At 60.3% G+C, this 14,297-nt stretch carries 16 protein-coding genes; 7 read left to right on the top strand and 9 right to left on the bottom strand.

Features of this window, described 5'->3' with window-relative positions:
- Positions 1-2: 2 nt before the first annotated feature.
- The 8 genes from ccoG to B1781_RS13930 form a co-directional block, all read right to left on the bottom strand.
- A complete protein-coding gene (gene ccoG, locus B1781_RS13965; protein WP_078120245.1) occupies positions 3-1,406 on the bottom strand; it encodes a cytochrome c oxidase accessory protein CcoG in 1,404 nt (467 codons plus the stop codon).
- A 26-nt stretch (positions 1,407-1,432) separates the two neighbouring features.
- Positions 1,433-1,723, bottom strand: a complete 291-nt coding sequence (locus B1781_RS13960) for a hypothetical protein (RefSeq protein ID WP_078120244.1) — start codon at positions 1,721-1,723, stop codon at positions 1,433-1,435.
- Between the two features lie 195 nt (positions 1,724-1,918).
- The gene (ccoP, locus tag B1781_RS13955) at positions 1,919-2,842 is read right to left on the bottom strand and encodes a cytochrome-c oxidase, cbb3-type subunit III (RefSeq protein WP_078120243.1); all 924 of its coding nucleotides are present in this window, start codon (positions 2,840-2,842) and stop codon (positions 1,919-1,921) included.
- Positions 2,839-3,015, bottom strand: a complete 177-nt coding sequence (locus tag B1781_RS13950) for a cbb3-type cytochrome oxidase subunit 3 (protein ID WP_078120242.1) — start codon at positions 3,013-3,015, stop codon at positions 2,839-2,841. The genes ccoP and B1781_RS13950 overlap by 4 nt, the downstream gene beginning before the upstream one ends.
- Positions 3,016-3,020: 5 nt before the next feature.
- Positions 3,021-3,647, bottom strand: coding sequence for a cytochrome-c oxidase, cbb3-type subunit II (gene ccoO, locus B1781_RS13945; RefSeq protein WP_078120241.1), 627 nt, complete (start codon positions 3,645-3,647; stop codon positions 3,021-3,023).
- Between the two features lie 19 nt (positions 3,648-3,666).
- Positions 3,667-5,094: a cytochrome-c oxidase, cbb3-type subunit I gene (ccoN, locus tag B1781_RS13940; RefSeq protein WP_078120240.1), complete on the bottom strand. Its 1,428-nt coding sequence runs from the start codon at positions 5,092-5,094 to the stop codon at positions 3,667-3,669.
- Positions 5,095-5,258: 164 nt separating this feature from the next.
- The gene (gene fnr, locus B1781_RS13935) at positions 5,259-6,023 is read right to left on the bottom strand and encodes a fumarate/nitrate reduction transcriptional regulator Fnr (protein ID WP_078120239.1); all 765 of its coding nucleotides are present in this window, start codon (positions 6,021-6,023) and stop codon (positions 5,259-5,261) included.
- Between the two features lie 158 nt (positions 6,024-6,181).
- Complete coding sequence (locus B1781_RS13930; RefSeq protein ID WP_334223729.1) at positions 6,182-6,577, bottom strand: sulfur globule protein CV1; 396 nt, start codon at positions 6,575-6,577, stop codon at positions 6,182-6,184.
- A gap of 399 nt (positions 6,578-6,976) precedes the next feature.
- On the opposite strand from B1781_RS13930, the gene B1781_RS13925 reads away from it, so the two are divergent.
- From B1781_RS13925 to ispD, 5 genes are all read left to right on the top strand, one after another.
- Positions 6,977-8,626, top strand: a complete 1,650-nt coding sequence (locus B1781_RS13925) for a CTP synthase (protein WP_174575410.1) — start codon at positions 6,977-6,979, stop codon at positions 8,624-8,626.
- Positions 8,623-9,462 (top strand): 3-deoxy-8-phosphooctulonate synthase, encoded by an 840-nt coding sequence (gene kdsA / locus B1781_RS13920; RefSeq protein WP_078120237.1) that lies wholly within the window; start codon positions 8,623-8,625, stop codon positions 9,460-9,462. The genes B1781_RS13925 and kdsA overlap by 4 nt, the downstream gene beginning before the upstream one ends.
- Positions 9,463-9,581: 119 nt before the next feature.
- Positions 9,582-10,859, top strand: coding sequence for a phosphopyruvate hydratase (gene eno, locus B1781_RS13915; RefSeq protein WP_078120236.1), 1,278 nt, complete (start codon positions 9,582-9,584; stop codon positions 10,857-10,859).
- Between the two features lie 17 nt (positions 10,860-10,876).
- A complete protein-coding gene (gene ftsB, locus B1781_RS13910; RefSeq protein WP_078120235.1) occupies positions 10,877-11,176 on the top strand; it encodes a cell division protein FtsB in 300 nt (99 codons plus the stop codon).
- Complete coding sequence (gene ispD / locus B1781_RS13905) at positions 11,173-11,886, top strand: 2-C-methyl-D-erythritol 4-phosphate cytidylyltransferase (protein ID WP_078120234.1); 714 nt, start codon at positions 11,173-11,175, stop codon at positions 11,884-11,886. Before ftsB ends, ispD begins: the two co-directional genes overlap by 4 nt.
- A 41-nt stretch (positions 11,887-11,927) precedes the next feature.
- Here ispD and B1781_RS13900 read toward each other — a convergent pair whose 3' ends face one another.
- A complete protein-coding gene (locus tag B1781_RS13900; RefSeq protein WP_078120233.1) occupies positions 11,928-12,692 on the bottom strand; it encodes a TatD family hydrolase in 765 nt (254 codons plus the stop codon).
- 59 nt (positions 12,693-12,751) lie between these two features.
- Here B1781_RS13900 and ispF point away from each other — a divergent pair, with 59 nt between their 5' ends.
- On the top strand, positions 12,752-13,225 hold the full coding sequence (gene ispF, locus B1781_RS13895; protein ID WP_078120232.1) for a 2-C-methyl-D-erythritol 2,4-cyclodiphosphate synthase: 474 nt from the start codon (positions 12,752-12,754) through the stop codon (positions 13,223-13,225).
- Entirely contained in the window at positions 13,225-14,295 is a 1,071-nt protein-coding gene (truD, locus tag B1781_RS13890) for a tRNA pseudouridine(13) synthase TruD (protein WP_078120231.1), read from the top strand. The genes ispF and truD overlap by 1 nt, the downstream gene beginning before the upstream one ends.
- Positions 14,296-14,297 lie beyond the last annotated feature (2 nt).

The following is a 14,297-nucleotide window of genomic DNA, read 5'->3' as shown; positions in this document are numbered from 1 at the left end:
TCTCAGCGCATCACCGGTCCGAGGAAGCGGGCGTGTTCGTCGATCGCTATCTCCGGCGTGATCTCGGATTGGATGTGGAACAGGATTTCACTGCTGGACGATTTTATCGCAATCGGGTCGACCTGCACGCGTAGCGGCAGGTCGGCAACCGCGCCGCTATCCAGTTCGATGCCCGTGGTTTGACCAATCACTTCCATGCCTTCCAGGCCGGACACCGCCAGGGTGTAGCGCTGCGGCCGATGATCCATATTGATCAGTTTGAGGTTGTAGACGTTCTGCACCAGGCCTTCATCGGTCTCGGTGTACAGCACGTTGCGGTCACGAATGATATCGACCTCGAGCGGTATGCGGGTCAGCAGTGCGTAGATCAACGCGACACCGACAAAGGTCAGTATGCCGATGTAGACCATGATGCGCGGGCGAACGATCTTGGTCTTCTGGCCCTGCAAGGCGTTTTCGGTGGTGTACTTCACCAGGCCGCGCGGATAGCCCATCTTGTCCATGACTTCGTCGCACACGTCGACGCACGCCGCACAGCCGATGCACTGGTACTGCAGGCCGTCGCGGATATCGATACCGACAGGGCAAACCTGAACGCACAGCGTGCAGTCGATGCAGTCGCCCAGGCCGGCTTCGGCCGATGGCGTGCCGCGCTTGCGTGAACCGCGCGGATCGCCGCGTTTTTCGTCGTACGAGATGATCAGGGTGTCGTGGTCGAACATCGCGCTTTGGAAGCGCGCATAGGGGCACATGTAGATGCACACCTGCTCGCGCATGAAACCTGCGTTGCCGTAGGTGGCGAAGCCGTAGAAAAAGATCCAGAAGGTTTCCCAGGGGCCCAGGTTCCAGCCGATGAAGCTGGTCCACAGCTCCTGAATCGGCGTGAAGTAACCGACGAAGGTGAAACCCGTCCACAGAGAGAACACCAACCATGCCGCGTGTTTGGCTGCCTTGACGCTGTAATACGATGCGTCTTTCGGCCCCTGGTCGCGTTTCTTCTGTTTCTTCGATCCGCCTTCGATCTTGCGCTCGATCCACATGTAGATCTCGGTCCACACGGTCTGCGGACAGGCATAGCCGCACCACAAGCGTCCGGCGAGCGCGGTAAACATGAACAGCGAGATCGCTGCGAGGATCAGCAGCATCGACAGGTAGAAGAAATCCTGCGGCCAGAAGGTCAGGCCGAAGATGTAGAACTTACGCGCCGGCAGGTCGAACAATATCGCCTGGTGACCGTCCCAGTTGATCCATGGCGTACCGTAGTAGATGCCGAGCAACACCCCCATGGCCGCCAGGCGCAGTGCGGCAAAGATGCCGTGCACCTCTCGCGGATAGATCTTCTCGCGCTTCTTATAGAGATCGGACTCGAGCGCGGAATCGTTGTTGTTTTCGGCAGGCTGCGACATCGTCTGCGGTTCCGTGGTCAGGGCGTTTAGTTGGATTTGGGCATGTTCTGCCGATGTGTGGGTCGGCGGAAATAGCAAGTCAGCGCGCAGCTCATCGACGTCAGCAACCAGAAACAAAAGAAGCCGATGGTATAGCCGCCCATCCGGGTGATATCCGGAAAGCCGCCGATCATGCCCAGTTCGGTCGGATCGAACAGGGTGAAGAAGATGATGGTGGCCAGGCTCGCGGTAAGGAACGACGGCCACATGACGGAAACGATCTGCTGAACAACCGGCAGCTGATTTTTGTCTTGCTCAGTAGCTGGCAGGGTAGACATGCTGGGTTCCTTAGGTCGCGCCGGACAGTGGTGTCCGACTTTGGTCATCGTTCAGCTACAACTCCCGGGTGGAGCCGATGCTGAAGGGCGCCTAAGGAGAGAAATAGCCGTTGAATTTTGGCCCTGAACCCCCGCGGAAGTCGTTGATAAATCGCATTATCGACGTTTTCCGAGGGGCCAGGGCCAGGGTACCGCTTATTGGTTCGACAGACTATAGACGTAAGCGGTCAGCAGGTGCACCTTCTCGTCGCCCAGCAGCTCCTTGTGAGCTGGCATGACGCCGGCACGGCCCTTGGTCAGGGTCTGCTTGATAACGCCTGCGCTACCGCCATACAGCCAGACCTTGTCGGTCAGGTTCGGCGCGCCGAGCATCTGGTTGCCGGTGCCGTCGACACCGTGGCAGCCGATACAGCCGACGCTCATGAACACCTCTTTGCCGGCTTCGGCCTTGGCGGCGTCCACGTTGCGGCCCGAGAGGCTCTCGACGTAGCTGGCGACCTGGTCGATCTTGTCGTCGCCGATGTGGGCGTGCGCCGGCATCACGCCGTTGCGGCCACTGGCGATCGACATCTTGATCTGCTCAGGGCTACCGCCCCACAGCCAGTCGCCGTCGGTCAGGTTGGGGAAGCCCGGCGTTCCGCCGGCATCCGAACCATGACACTGCATGCAGTAGGTCAGGAACAGACGCTTGCCCATTTCACGCGCTTCTTGGTATTCCGGCTTGCCCGCCAGATCGGTCACTGCGACGGCCGCGAACTTCTTGAAGATCGGGTCGTACTTCTCGGCGGCCTGCGCCATCTCGCCCTGGTACTGCGAACCTTCGATCGAGCCCAGCGTGTTGCCCGATGACCAGCCCCAGATGCCCTGGAACTTGCCCAGGCCGGGATACAAGGCCAGGTAGCCGGCGGCGAAGATCAGGGTGATGTAGAACAGCCACAGCCACCAACGGGGCAGGGGGTTGTTGTATTCCTGCAGATCGCCATCCCAGGTATGACCGGTAACGTCACCTTGCGCCGCCTCGTCGGTACGGCGACGCATGGTCCACCAGACGAGCCACAGACAGGCGAGGATGTTGCCGACGGTAAGTACGATAATCCAACCACTCCAGAAACTGCTCATGACAGATTCTCCTTCTCAATCGATGCCCGGTGCTTTTTCTCGTCGGCAAAGGGCAGGTTTGCGGCCTCGTCGAAATCACGCTTACGACGTTTGCTGTAGGCCCAAAATACGATCCCGATGAAACAGATCAGCAGGACGACGGTGTGCCATGCACGCAGATCGTTAAGTTCCATAACGATCACCACTGCTTGGAAGCGAGGCCCAGACCTTGCAGATAAGCAACGAGTGCTTCCGCCTCGGTTTTTTCAGCCACTTGCTTCTGGGCATCCGCCATGTCCTGCTCGCTGTAGAGCTCGCATTTCGGACAGGTCGCACCGATCGCGATGTTGAGTGCCTTCATCTTCGCGGCAGTGTCATTGCCGGTCAGTTTGTTGTCGCTCAACCATGAGTAGGAAGGCATGTTCGACTCCGGCACCACGTCGCGTGGGTCGTTCAGATGGGCGTAGTGCCAATCGTCACTGTAGCGACCGCCAACGCGGGCCAGGTCCGGACCGGTGCGCTTCGATCCCCACTGGAAGGGGTGGTCGTAAACCGACTCACCCGCAACCGAGTAGTGACCGTAACGCTCGGTTTCCGCACGGAACGGACGGATCATCTGCGAGTGGCAGTTGTAGCAACCCTCGCGGACATAGATATCCCGACCTTCCAGACGCAACGCACTGTACTTGGTGACGCCAGGCGCCGGCTCAGTGGTTTCCGTGAGGAAGAACAGCGGGACGATTTCGACCAGGCCGCCGACACTGATAACCAGGATTACCAGGATCGCCAGCAGGCCGACGTTCTTTTCAACGACTTCATGTGACATTTTCGGTACTCCTTTCTTATCAGTGGGCTGCCGGTGCCGGAATGGCATCGTCAGCGTCGGCTACACGGCCCTGCGAGGCCGTTTTCCAGACGTTGTAGGCCATCAACAGCATGCCGCCGAGGAACATGGCCCCGCCGAGCAGACGGACGTAGTAGAACGGATAGGTACGTTCCACCGATTCGATGAAGGAGTAGGTCAGGGTGCCGTCGGCGTTAACTGCACGCCACATCAGGCCTTGCATGACACCGGCGATCCACATGGCAGCGATGTACAGCACAACGCCGATGGTGGCCGTCCAGAAGTGCAACTCGACCAGCTTCATGCTCGCCATCTCAACCCGACCGAACATACGTGGGATCAGGTAGTACAGCGAACCGATCGATACCATCGCAACCCAACCCAACGCACCCGAGTGCACGTGGCCCACGGTCCAGTCGGTGTAGTGCGACAGCGCGTTGACGGTCTTGATCGACATCATCGGACCTTCGAAGGTCGACATGCCGTAGAACGACAGCGAAACGATCAGGAATTTCAGGATCGGGTCGGTGCGCAGCTTATGCCAGGCGCCCGACAGGGTCATGATGCCGTTGATCATGCCGCCCCAGGACGGTGCCAGCAGGATCAGCGAGAAGATCATACCGACCGACTGTGCCCAGTCGGGCAGTGCGGTGTAGTGCAGGTGGTGCGGACCGGCCCACATGTAGGTCGAGATCAGTGCCCAGAAGTGGACGACTGACAGACGGTACGAGTAGACGGGGCGACCGGCCTGCTTCGGTACGAAGTAGTACATCATGCCGAGGAACGCAGTGGTCAGGAAGAAGCCCACGGCGTTGTGGCCGTACCACCACTGGACCATCGCATCGATGGCACCGGGGTAGAAGCTGTAGCCCTTGGTCAGGGTGGCCGGGATGAACGCGCTGTTGACGATGTGCAGTACCGCAATCGTCAGGATGAAAGCACCGTAGAACCAGTTGGCTACGTAGATGTGCTTGACCTTACGTGTGGCGACCGTGCCGAAGAATACGATCGCGTAGATCACCCAGATGACGGCGATCAGCAGGTCGATCGGCCATTCGAGTTCGGCGTATTCCTTACCGCTGGTGATACCCAGGGGCAGCGTAATGGCAGCCAGTACGATGATCAGGTTCCAACCCCAGAAGGTGATGGAGGCCAGCGGACCACCGAACAGCCGGGTCTGACAGGTGCGTTGCACCACGTAGTACGACGTGGCGAACAAGGCCGAACCGCCGAAGGCAAATATGACAGCGTTCGTATGCAACGGACGCAGGCGGCCGTAGCTGAGGAACGAAATACCATCGGTGAGTGTCGGAAAGGCCAGCTGAGCCGCGACGATAACGCCGACGAGCATCCCGACGATGCCCCAGATAACCGTCATCACCGCAAACTGGCGCACGACCTTGTAGTTGTAGGTGGTCTGTGACTCCATTACGCGTCTCCCAAGTGAAAAAACCATCGGTTGGTTTCAACACGGAACCAACCGATCTGGGGCGCACACTAATTGTTAATAAGGAGTCGCTACTTTGATGTGGGTCAACTGGGTGTCGCAGACCCACATCGCAATGATTTTTGTCGCTTTCAAATTGAGCTAGATCAATTTGATGGTCTTGCGCGATGACGCTCGCAATGGGTTTGATGCGTAACCATGGAACGCAGTCGTTCCAGATCGAGGATCTGCACGTGTTTGCGCTCGACCTTGAGGATCTTCTCCTCCTGGAAGCGGGTAAACAGCCGGCTCACCGTTTCCAGCGCCAGGCCGAGATAACTGCCGATCTCCTGGCGTGACATGCTGAGGAAGAAATCCGACGCCGAGAAACCACGTCGATGAAAGCGGTCGGACAGGCTCAGCAGGAACGAGGCAACCCGCTCTTCAGCCGTGCTGCGTCCGAGCAGCGTCATCATCTCTGCGTCCTGGCTGATCTCTTTGCTCAGCAGACGGAACATCTGGTGCTGCAGGCTGGGGATGTTGGAGGCCAGGTCTTCAAGCCGCTCGAAGGGCAGCTCGCAGATTGCGGTGGTTTCGAGTGCACGCGCGCTACAGCCGTGCAGATTTTCCTGGATCGCATCCATGCCCAGCACCTCGCCGGGCAGATGGAAGCCGACGACCTGTTCATCGCCGTCATTGGTCTGCGTATAGGTTTTGACCGCCCCCGTCTTGACAACGTACAGATTGCGGAACGGTTCGCCCGAGCGGAAGAGGTGATCGCCGCGTTGCAGCGGTCGATTACGTTTGACGATCGCATCCAGACGATCGACATCCTCCGGTCTCAGGCCCATGGGGAGGCACAGCATGGAGAGGCTGCAATCACGACAAGCAACCTTGATTTTATCGAGTGAAATGACGTTCTTCTCAGCCAAGGTGAATGCCTTTGTTGGTTCCCTGAGGGTTGATCGGAAACTGCACTGTGATTGTGCGAATTTTTTTGACCTTGATCAATAACCTTAGTTAGGTAGAAAGAGACGCGCAAAAAAAACCCGTCCACGACGGGACGGGCTTTGGTGCTCGAGCGAGAAGCTTATTCGCTCGCGGCCGGTGCTGCGGGGGCCGCAGGCGGTGCTACCGGAGCACCCCAGCCGGGGCCGTAACCGCCGCCCCATGGGCCGTAACCGCCGTAACCGGGGCCGTAACCGTAGCCGCCCCAGCCGGGGGCGCTGTAGTTGTAACCGCGGCCATAGCCGTCACCGTAGCCGTAGCCACTGCCGTAGCCACGCATATTGGTGTTGCCGCGGCCGCTCATATTCATGCTGAAATCACCGGCGCCGGCGGCATCGCCCGAGCCCCAGCCGTCGCCCCAGCCCGAGGTGTTGCCGTAGCCGTAACCGCGGTTGTAGTTGTTGTCCCAGTTGTTGCCGCCCCACGGGCCACCGCCGCCCCAGGGGCCGCCACCCCACCAGGCGCTAGCCGATGACATGGTTAATGCAGCTGCGCCGGCGACGAGCGCAGCGCTAAGTGCTTTTGCGAACTTCCGCATTTCGTTAACTCCTTGAGTGAGCTTTTGTGTGAGTGAGGTGAGCCTCCCTGCGTCGACGGGACTCATGGCACTGCCGGGGAGATGAGTCGTCGGCACGGAGTCGGGATCGTTCCTTCCCGAGCAAGACTGAATATAGACCAATGCATTGGCTGCCACTAGCGCCAAAACCGGCGAATTGCCGCTAAAACGTTGGAATATAAGGGCAAATTGACACTGCCTCTGATCCTGATCAAGTTCCCAGAAGTTAAACCCGGTCGCGATTTGTGATTGAGTGCAGAGGGGCTCTCTGGTACCGTTTAAGCCCGTCCGTTGCAACCTCCTTTTTGAGCCCTCCGGCCCATGGCTAAATGCATTTTTATTACGGGCGGCGTTGTGTCGTCCCTAGGCAAAGGTATTGCCTCTGCTTCGCTTGGCGCTTTGCTCGAAGCGCGTGGCCTCAAGGTCACGATGATCAAGCTGGATCCCTATATCAACGTCGACCCGGGCACGATGAGCCCGTTTCAACACGGTGAGGTATTCGTCACTGACGACGGTGCCGAAACCGACCTCGATCTGGGGCACTACGAGCGTTACATCCGTACCACGATGGGACGCAACAACAACTTCACGACCGGCCAGATCTACGAGAACGTGATCCGCAAGGAGCGCCGTGGCGATTACCTCGGCGGTACCGTGCAGGTCATTCCGCACATCACCAACGAGATCAAGGAAAGCGTGCGCCGCGGTTCGGCCGATGCCGACGTTGCGCTGGTCGAGATCGGCGGTACCGTGGGTGACATCGAATCGCTGCCGTTTCTCGAGGCCATCCGTCAGATGGGCGTCGAGATGGGGCGCGAGAACGCCTTGTTCATGCACCTCACGCTGGTGCCGTACATCGCGGCCTCGGGTGAGATCAAGACCAAGCCGACGCAGCACTCGGTCAAGGAACTGCGTTCGATCGGTATCCAGCCGGATGTGCTGGTGTGCCGCGGCGACCGTCCCGTGCCCGACGGTGAGCGCCGCAAGATCGCGCTGTTCACCAACGTGCCTGAGCGCGCCGTCATCTCGGCAGTCGACGCCGACAGCATCTACCGCATCCCGTTGCTGTTGCATGCGCAAGGCCTGGACGAGATCGTCGTCGATCAACTGCGCCTCGATGTGCCGCCGGCCGATCTGAGCGAATGGCAGGCGGTCGTCGATGGCCTGGATCATTCGAAAGGCGAAGTCGATATCGCGATGGTCGGCAAGTACGTCGATCTGACCGAATCGTACAAGTCGCTCAACGAAGCGCTGATCCATGCCGGCATCAAGACCGGCCACAAGGTCAATATCCACTATATCGATTCCGAGGCCCTGCAAAGCGACGGCATCGGTACGCTGAAGGATATGGACGCGATCCTGGTGCCGGGCGGCTTTGGCGAGCGAGGCGTGGAAGGCAAGATCGCCGCGGCGCAGTATGCGCGTGAAAACCGCATCCCTTATCTGGGCATCTGCCTGGGGATGCAGGTCGCTGTCATCGAATTTGCACGTCATGTTGCCAAACTCGAAGGTGCGCACAGCACCGAGTTCGATCCGGCGTCGCCTTATCCGGTGATCGCGCTGATCACTGAATGGCTGAACGCCGACGGCTCGATTGAGCAACGCGCGGCGGATGCCGATCTCGGCGGCACGATGCGACTGGGTGCGCAGCAGTGCAAACTGGCCAAAGGCACTATTACGCGCAAGCTGTACGGCAAAGACATCATCAGCGAGCGTCATCGGCATCGTTACGAGTTCAACAACGGCTACCGTCAGGATCTCGAGGACAGCGGCATGAAAGTGGCGGGTACATCGATCGACGGACGACTGGTCGAGATGATCGAGATTCCGTCACATCCGTGGTTCGTCGCCTGCCAGTTCCACCCGGAGTTCACGTCGACACCGCGCTACGGCCATCCGCTGTTTCAGGGGTTCGTCGAGGCAGCCGCTACCCATCGCAATAAAAACGTCGAAGAGGCAGTTTCAGCATGAATCTATGCGGTTTCGAGGTCGGCCTCGATCATCCGTTCTTTCTGATCGCGGGTACCTGTGTCATCGAGAGCGAGGCATCGGCGCTGTCGGTTGCTGAAACGCTCAAGGGCATCACCAGCGAACTGGGTATTCCCTTCATCTACAAATCGTCTTTCGACAAGGCCAACCGTTCGTCGCACAGCAGCCCGCGCGGTCCTGGTCTCGAAGAAGGCCTGCGCATCCTCGAACGCGTCAAGACCGAACTGAACGTGCCGGTGTTGACCGACGTGCATGAGGACACGCCGATGGACGAGGTGGCCTCGGTCGTCGACGTATTGCAAACGCCGGCATTTCTGTGTCGCCAGACCAACTTCATTCAGAGCGTCGCCAAGGCGGGCAAGCCGGTCAATATCAAAAAGGGCCAGTTCCTCGCGCCGTGGGACATGAACAACGTCGTCGACAAGGCCAAGGCCACCGGCAACGAACAGATCATGGTGTGCGAGCGCGGTGTGTCGTTCGGTTACAACACGCTGATCTCCGACATGCGCGGTCTCGCCGTCATGCGTTCTACCGGTTGTCCGGTGGTGTTCGATGCGACCCACTCGGTGCAGCAGCCCGGTGGCATGGGCAATAAATCGGGCGGACAGCGCGAACACGTGCCGGTGCTGGCGCGCGCGGCTGTCGCCGTCGGCATCGCCGGTCTGTTCATGGAGACCCATCCGGACCCGCAAAACGCGATGTCCGACGGCCCCAATTCCTGGCCGTTGGATAAAATGCAGCGCCTGCTGCAAACCCTGGTCGAGCTCGACCGCTGCGTCAAACAGCGCGGTTTTATCGAACAGGAACTCGTCGGCTGACACGGCATTCCGCTGTCGCCGACCCGACAGTTGACTAGGTTTATCGGAGAGCCGGCAGCATGCGCCTTCCAGCGCGGCTGCCGGCTCTGCCACGAATTTTTTTGAGTTCAGGAGTACCCATGTCTGACATCATCGATATCCGCGCCCGAGAGATCCTCGATTCGCGCGGCAACCCGACTATCGAAGCCGATGTGCTGACCGCCGACGGTGCGATTGGTCGGGCGGTAGCCCCTTCCGGCGCATCGACCGGTTCGCGCGAGGCGCTCGAACTGCGCGATGGCGACAAGCACCGTTTCCTCGGTAAGGGGGTTTTGACTGCGGTAGGCAACGTCAACGGCGAGATCCGCGACGCCTTGCTGGGGCAGGAGGTCGGCGGACAGGAAGCCATCGATCGGCGCATGATCGACCTCGACGGCACCGACAACAAATCGCGCCTCGGCGCCAACGCCATCCTCGCCGTGTCGCTCGCTGCCGCGCATGCCGCGGCGCAGGAAAAGGCGATGCCGCTGTATCAATCGCTGGGTAGCGGCACCTACAAGATGCCGGTACCGATGATGAACATCATCAATGGCGGCGAGCATGCGGACAACAGCGTCGACCTGCAGGAGTTCATGATCCTGCCGGTGGCGGCAGGCTCGATTCGCGAGGCCATCCGCTACGGCGCCGAGGTGTTTCATGCACTGAAATCCGTACTCGGCGGGCGCAAGCTGGCGACCACCGTCGGTGACGAGGGCGGTTTCGCCCCCGACCTGCGCTCCAACGAAGAGGCCATCGAGGTCATCCTCGAAGCGATCACCAAGGCCGGCTTCAAACCCGGCGACGACATCTACCTCGGCCTGGATGCCGCCAGCTCGGAATTCTACAAAGACGGCAAGTACGTGCTGGCCTCGGAAGGCAAGTCGTTCGACTCTGCCGGTTTTGCCGACTTCCTGACCGGCTGGGTCGACCAGTACCCGATCATCTCGATCGAAGACGGTATGGACGAAGGCGATTGGGACGGCTGGAAGCTGCTGACCGACAAACTCGGCAAGCGCGTACAACTGGTCGGCGACGATCTGTTCGTGACCAACACCAAGATCCTCAAGGAAGGCATCGACAAGGGCATCGCCAACTCGATCCTGATCAAGTTCAACCAGATCGGCACCCTGACCGAGACACTCGAAGCCATCGGCATGGCACACGATGCCGGTTACAGCGCGGTGATCTCGCACCGCTCGGGCGAGACCGAGGACACGACGATCGCCGATCTCGCGGTCGCCACCGCGACCGGTCAGATCAAGACCGGTTCTCTTTCGCGCTCCGACCGCGTGGCCAAATACAACCAGTTGATGCGCATCGAGGATCAGCTCGGTGATGAAGCAGAGTACGCCGGTAAGAGTGCGTTTCCCTGCTTCTGACTCTTGATCCGCGCGCTGTGAGCTGGAAGCTTCAGGTAGCGGTTGGCGTTCTGCTGCTGGTGCTGCTGGGATTGCAGTACCGGCTGTGGGTCGGTGAGGGTAGCCTCGCCGAGGTTGCGATGCTGAAGCGCCAGATCGCCGACCAGCGCGCGGAACTCGAAGATCTTCAAGAACGTAACGCGACGCTCCAGGCCGAGGTCGATGACCTCAAAGAAGGCCTGGCAGCGATCGAGGCGCGAGCGCGCAGCGAGCTCGGCTTGATCCGCAAAGACGAGACCTACTTTCAGTTGGTTCCGCCCGAGAGCCGCAAGCCGTGAGCGCACCGTCGTTTTGGTGCATCGTGCCGGCGGCCGGCGTCGGTCGTCGCATGGGCAGCAAGGTCCCCAAGCAGTATCTCGACCTCAACGGTCGCAGCGTGATCGATTACACCATCGAACGCCTGTTGCTGCATCCCATGGTCGATGGCCTGTATGTGGCGCTTAGCGAAGAAGACGGCTGGTGGGACGACAGCGAGTTTGCCGGCCATCCGGACCTGGTGCGGGTTACCGGCGGTACCGAGCGTTGTTTCTCCGTGTTGAACGCGCTGGCGGCGCTCGAACCGCGTGCTGCGGCCGACGACTGGGTGCTGGTGCATGATGCGGCGCGGCCCTGCGTTCGCCGACACGACATCGATCATCTCGTTTCCATGGTGCGCGATCAGGAGATCGGCGGGCTGCTGGGTATGCCGGTGCGCGATACGATGAAACGTACCGACTCGGCCGATCGCATTCTCAACACCGTTGAACGCACCCACCTGTGGCATGCCTTCACACCGCAAATGTTTCGCTTCGGCACCTTGTTCGATGCGATGCGCGGCGCGCTCGAAGCCGGCGTGTTGGTGACCGACGAGGCGAGTGCCATCGAGTGGGCCGGTCACCAACCGATCATGGTCGAGTGCTCGGCCGACAACATCAAGATCACGCGTCCTGAAGATCTGCCGTTGGCCGCTTATTATCTTGAGCGCCAACGCGACGGCAAACCCTGGTAGTCGCGGTTCGTCGATACCGAAGTCGTCCGCTCGCGGTCGGCTCAGATCAATCCCAGTATTTGCTTGGCATTGGCTGTCGTCTGCGCGGCAACCTCGTCCTCGCTCATCTGCTTAAGCTCGGCCAAGGTTTTTAAGACGTCGGGAAGGTAAGCGGGGCTGTTGCGTTCGTACTGGTGCGACGCGACCGTCATATCGGGGGCATCGGTTTCGAGCACGATGGCCTCGACTGGCAACTCGGTGGCGAGCCGGCGCAGGCGCGATGAACGTTCGTAGGTCAGCATGCCGCCGAAGCCCAGGCAAAAACCCATGTCCAGATAACGCCGTGCCTGTTCGAGGCTGCCGTTGAAGGCATGGCTGAAACCGCCTGTCAGACGATAGCGCTTGAGCGTGTTCAGCATTGCATCGTGCGCCTTACGCACATGCAGCACCACGGGCAGCCCGGCATCCTGTGCAACCTGTAGTTGTCGCTCCAACAGTGCCTGCTGTTTGTTGCGATCAAGGCCGTCGACATACCAGTCAAGGCCGATCTCGCCAATGGCGATCGGTTGATGCCGCTCCACGGCCTCGACCAGTGCCGGGATGTCCGTATCCTGATGCTGTTGCAAGTAGACCGGGTGCATGCCCAGCGCCAGGTGGAGATGCGGATCACCCTCGCACAAAGCGATCAGCGAAGGCCACGTCGAACGCTGTACGCCCGGCACCAGCATGTCTTGCACCCCCGCAGCGCGTGCCGCGCGCAACACCTCGGCGCGATCGGCGTCGAAGTCTTCTACATCGATATGGCAATGGGTATCGAAGATCGGCATCTCGTAAGTTTAGCGCTCCCTGAGTGCTATCATCGCCCCGGTTTGATGAGGGGAACAGCATGCGGGTTGGTCACGGTTATGATGCTCATCGGTTCGGTGTGGGCGACTTCGTTACGATCGGCGGTGTCAGAATCGATCACGACAAAGGGCTGGAGGCACATTCGGACGGCGATGTGCTGATACATGCCGTATGCGACGCGTTGTTGGGTGCTGCGGCGCTGGGCGATATCGGCAAGCATTTCCCCGACAGTGACGATGCCTATCGTGGCATCGACAGCCGCGTGCTGTTGCGCCGCGTGCGCGATGCCTTGGCCGAGCGCGGTTGGCGCGTCGGTAACCTCGACAGCACGATCGTTGCGCAGGCGCCACGCATGGGACCGCATATCGCCACGATGCGCGAGCATCTGGCCCAAGACATGGGCGTTGCGCTCGATGCCGTCAACGTCAAGGCGACCACCACCGAACGCATGGGGTTTACCGGGCGTGAGGAGGGCATCGCCGCACACGCCGTGGTGCTGCTGCTCAAAATCTGATGGACGAGACTGTTTTCTCTGCTGACCCGACACGCGATCTGCCGTACGCCTTGGGCGGTCCGGTAGTGACCGGCGTGCTACGCCAAACCCCCGAAGATTTCATCGTTGTCGAAGAGCTCGGCTATGGTCCGTCGGGTGACGGCGAGCACGAGTTTCTCACCGTGCGCAAACGCGAACGCAACACGCACGAGGTGGCGCGCGAGTTGGCCAAGCTGGCCGGTGTCGGCCAAGTCGCCGTGGGCTATGCCGGTCTGAAAGATCGCAATGCGGTGACGACACAACACTTCACCGTGCAACTCCCCGGTCGCGAGGCGCCTGATTGGCGTTCGATCGAGGATGACTCGCTGCAGATCCTCGATGCGCAGCGTCACAATCGCAAGATCCGCCGCGGCTCGCTGCGCGGCAACCGTTTCGAGATCACCGTGCATTCGGTTGGCGGGGATCGCGATCTGGCGGAACAACGGCTGCGGCAGATTGGTGAGAGCGGTGTGCCGAACTACTTCGGTACGCAGCGCTTTGGCCGCGAAGGACAGAACCTGGCCCGCGCGGATGCGCTGTTTGCCGGACGTGGGCGCAAACCGAAGCGCGAACAGCGCAGCCTGCTGTTGTCCGCGGCGCGTTCGCAGCTGTTCAACCAGGTGCTTGCAGCGCGTGTTGCGGCCGGCACTTGGGATGCAGCGATGGATGGTGACGTGTTGCTGTTGGCCGGTGCGATGCGCCAGTTCATGCACGATCCCGACGATGCATCGATCGCGGAGCGGATAGCGGTTCGCGATATCCATCCAAGTGGTCCGCTGTGCGGTCGTTCGAGTCGCGCCTTGCTACCCGCTGGAGAAGTGCTGCTGCTGGAGCAACAGGCGCTGGCCGACTGGCAGCATTGGATCGATGGACTGCAGCGGTTCGGTCTCGACGCAGACCGTCGCGCGCTACGCCTGGTCGTCGACGATCTGACGTGGCGATGGCAGGACGACGCCTTGGCCCTCAGCTTCGGCCTGACCTCGGGTGCCTATGCGACATCGGTGTTGCGCGAGTTGGTCAGCGAGCCACAGCGCGCAGCGTCGATCAGCTAGCG

This window comes from Thiosocius teredinicola (assembly GCF_002009425.1).
GTDB lineage: Bacteria > Pseudomonadota > Gammaproteobacteria > Chromatiales > Chromatiaceae > Thiosocius > Thiosocius teredinicola.
This window is presented reverse-complemented; position numbering and strand designations above follow the sequence as displayed.

What these genes read in the sequence shown, in the direction of transcription:
- truD (WP_078120231.1), top strand. Translation starts at nt 13,225, where the DNA reads ATGGACGAGACTGTTTTCTCTGCTGACCCGACACGCGATCTGCCGTAC.
- ccoN (WP_078120240.1), bottom strand. Translation starts at nt 5,094, where the DNA reads ATGGAGTCACAGACCACCTACAACTACAAGGTCGTGCGCCAGTTTGCG.
- ccoG (WP_078120245.1), bottom strand. Translation starts at nt 1,406, where the DNA reads ATGTCGCAGCCTGCCGAAAACAACAACGATTCCGCGCTCGAGTCCGAT.
- ccoP (WP_078120243.1), bottom strand. Translation starts at nt 2,842, where the DNA reads ATGAGCAGTTTCTGGAGTGGTTGGATTATCGTACTTACCGTCGGCAAC.
- eno (WP_078120236.1), top strand. Translation starts at nt 9,582, where the DNA reads ATGTCTGACATCATCGATATCCGCGCCCGAGAGATCCTCGATTCGCGC.
- B1781_RS13930 (WP_334223729.1), bottom strand. Translation starts at nt 6,577, where the DNA reads ATGTCATCGGCTAGCGCCTGGTGGGGTGGCGGCCCCTGGGGCGGCGGT.
- B1781_RS13900 (WP_078120233.1), bottom strand. Translation starts at nt 12,692, where the DNA reads ATGCCGATCTTCGATACCCATTGCCATATCGATGTAGAAGACTTCGAC.
- B1781_RS13925 (WP_174575410.1), top strand. Translation starts at nt 6,977, where the DNA reads ATGGCTAAATGCATTTTTATTACGGGCGGCGTTGTGTCGTCCCTAGGC.
- ispF (WP_078120232.1), top strand. Translation starts at nt 12,752, where the DNA reads ATGCGGGTTGGTCACGGTTATGATGCTCATCGGTTCGGTGTGGGCGAC.
- kdsA (WP_078120237.1), top strand. Translation starts at nt 8,623, where the DNA reads ATGAATCTATGCGGTTTCGAGGTCGGCCTCGATCATCCGTTCTTTCTG.
- B1781_RS13960 (WP_078120244.1), bottom strand. Translation starts at nt 1,723, where the DNA reads ATGTCTACCCTGCCAGCTACTGAGCAAGACAAAAATCAGCTGCCGGTT.
- B1781_RS13950 (WP_078120242.1), bottom strand. Translation starts at nt 3,015, where the DNA reads ATGGAACTTAACGATCTGCGTGCATGGCACACCGTCGTCCTGCTGATC.
- ccoO (WP_078120241.1), bottom strand. Translation starts at nt 3,647, where the DNA reads ATGTCACATGAAGTCGTTGAAAAGAACGTCGGCCTGCTGGCGATCCTG.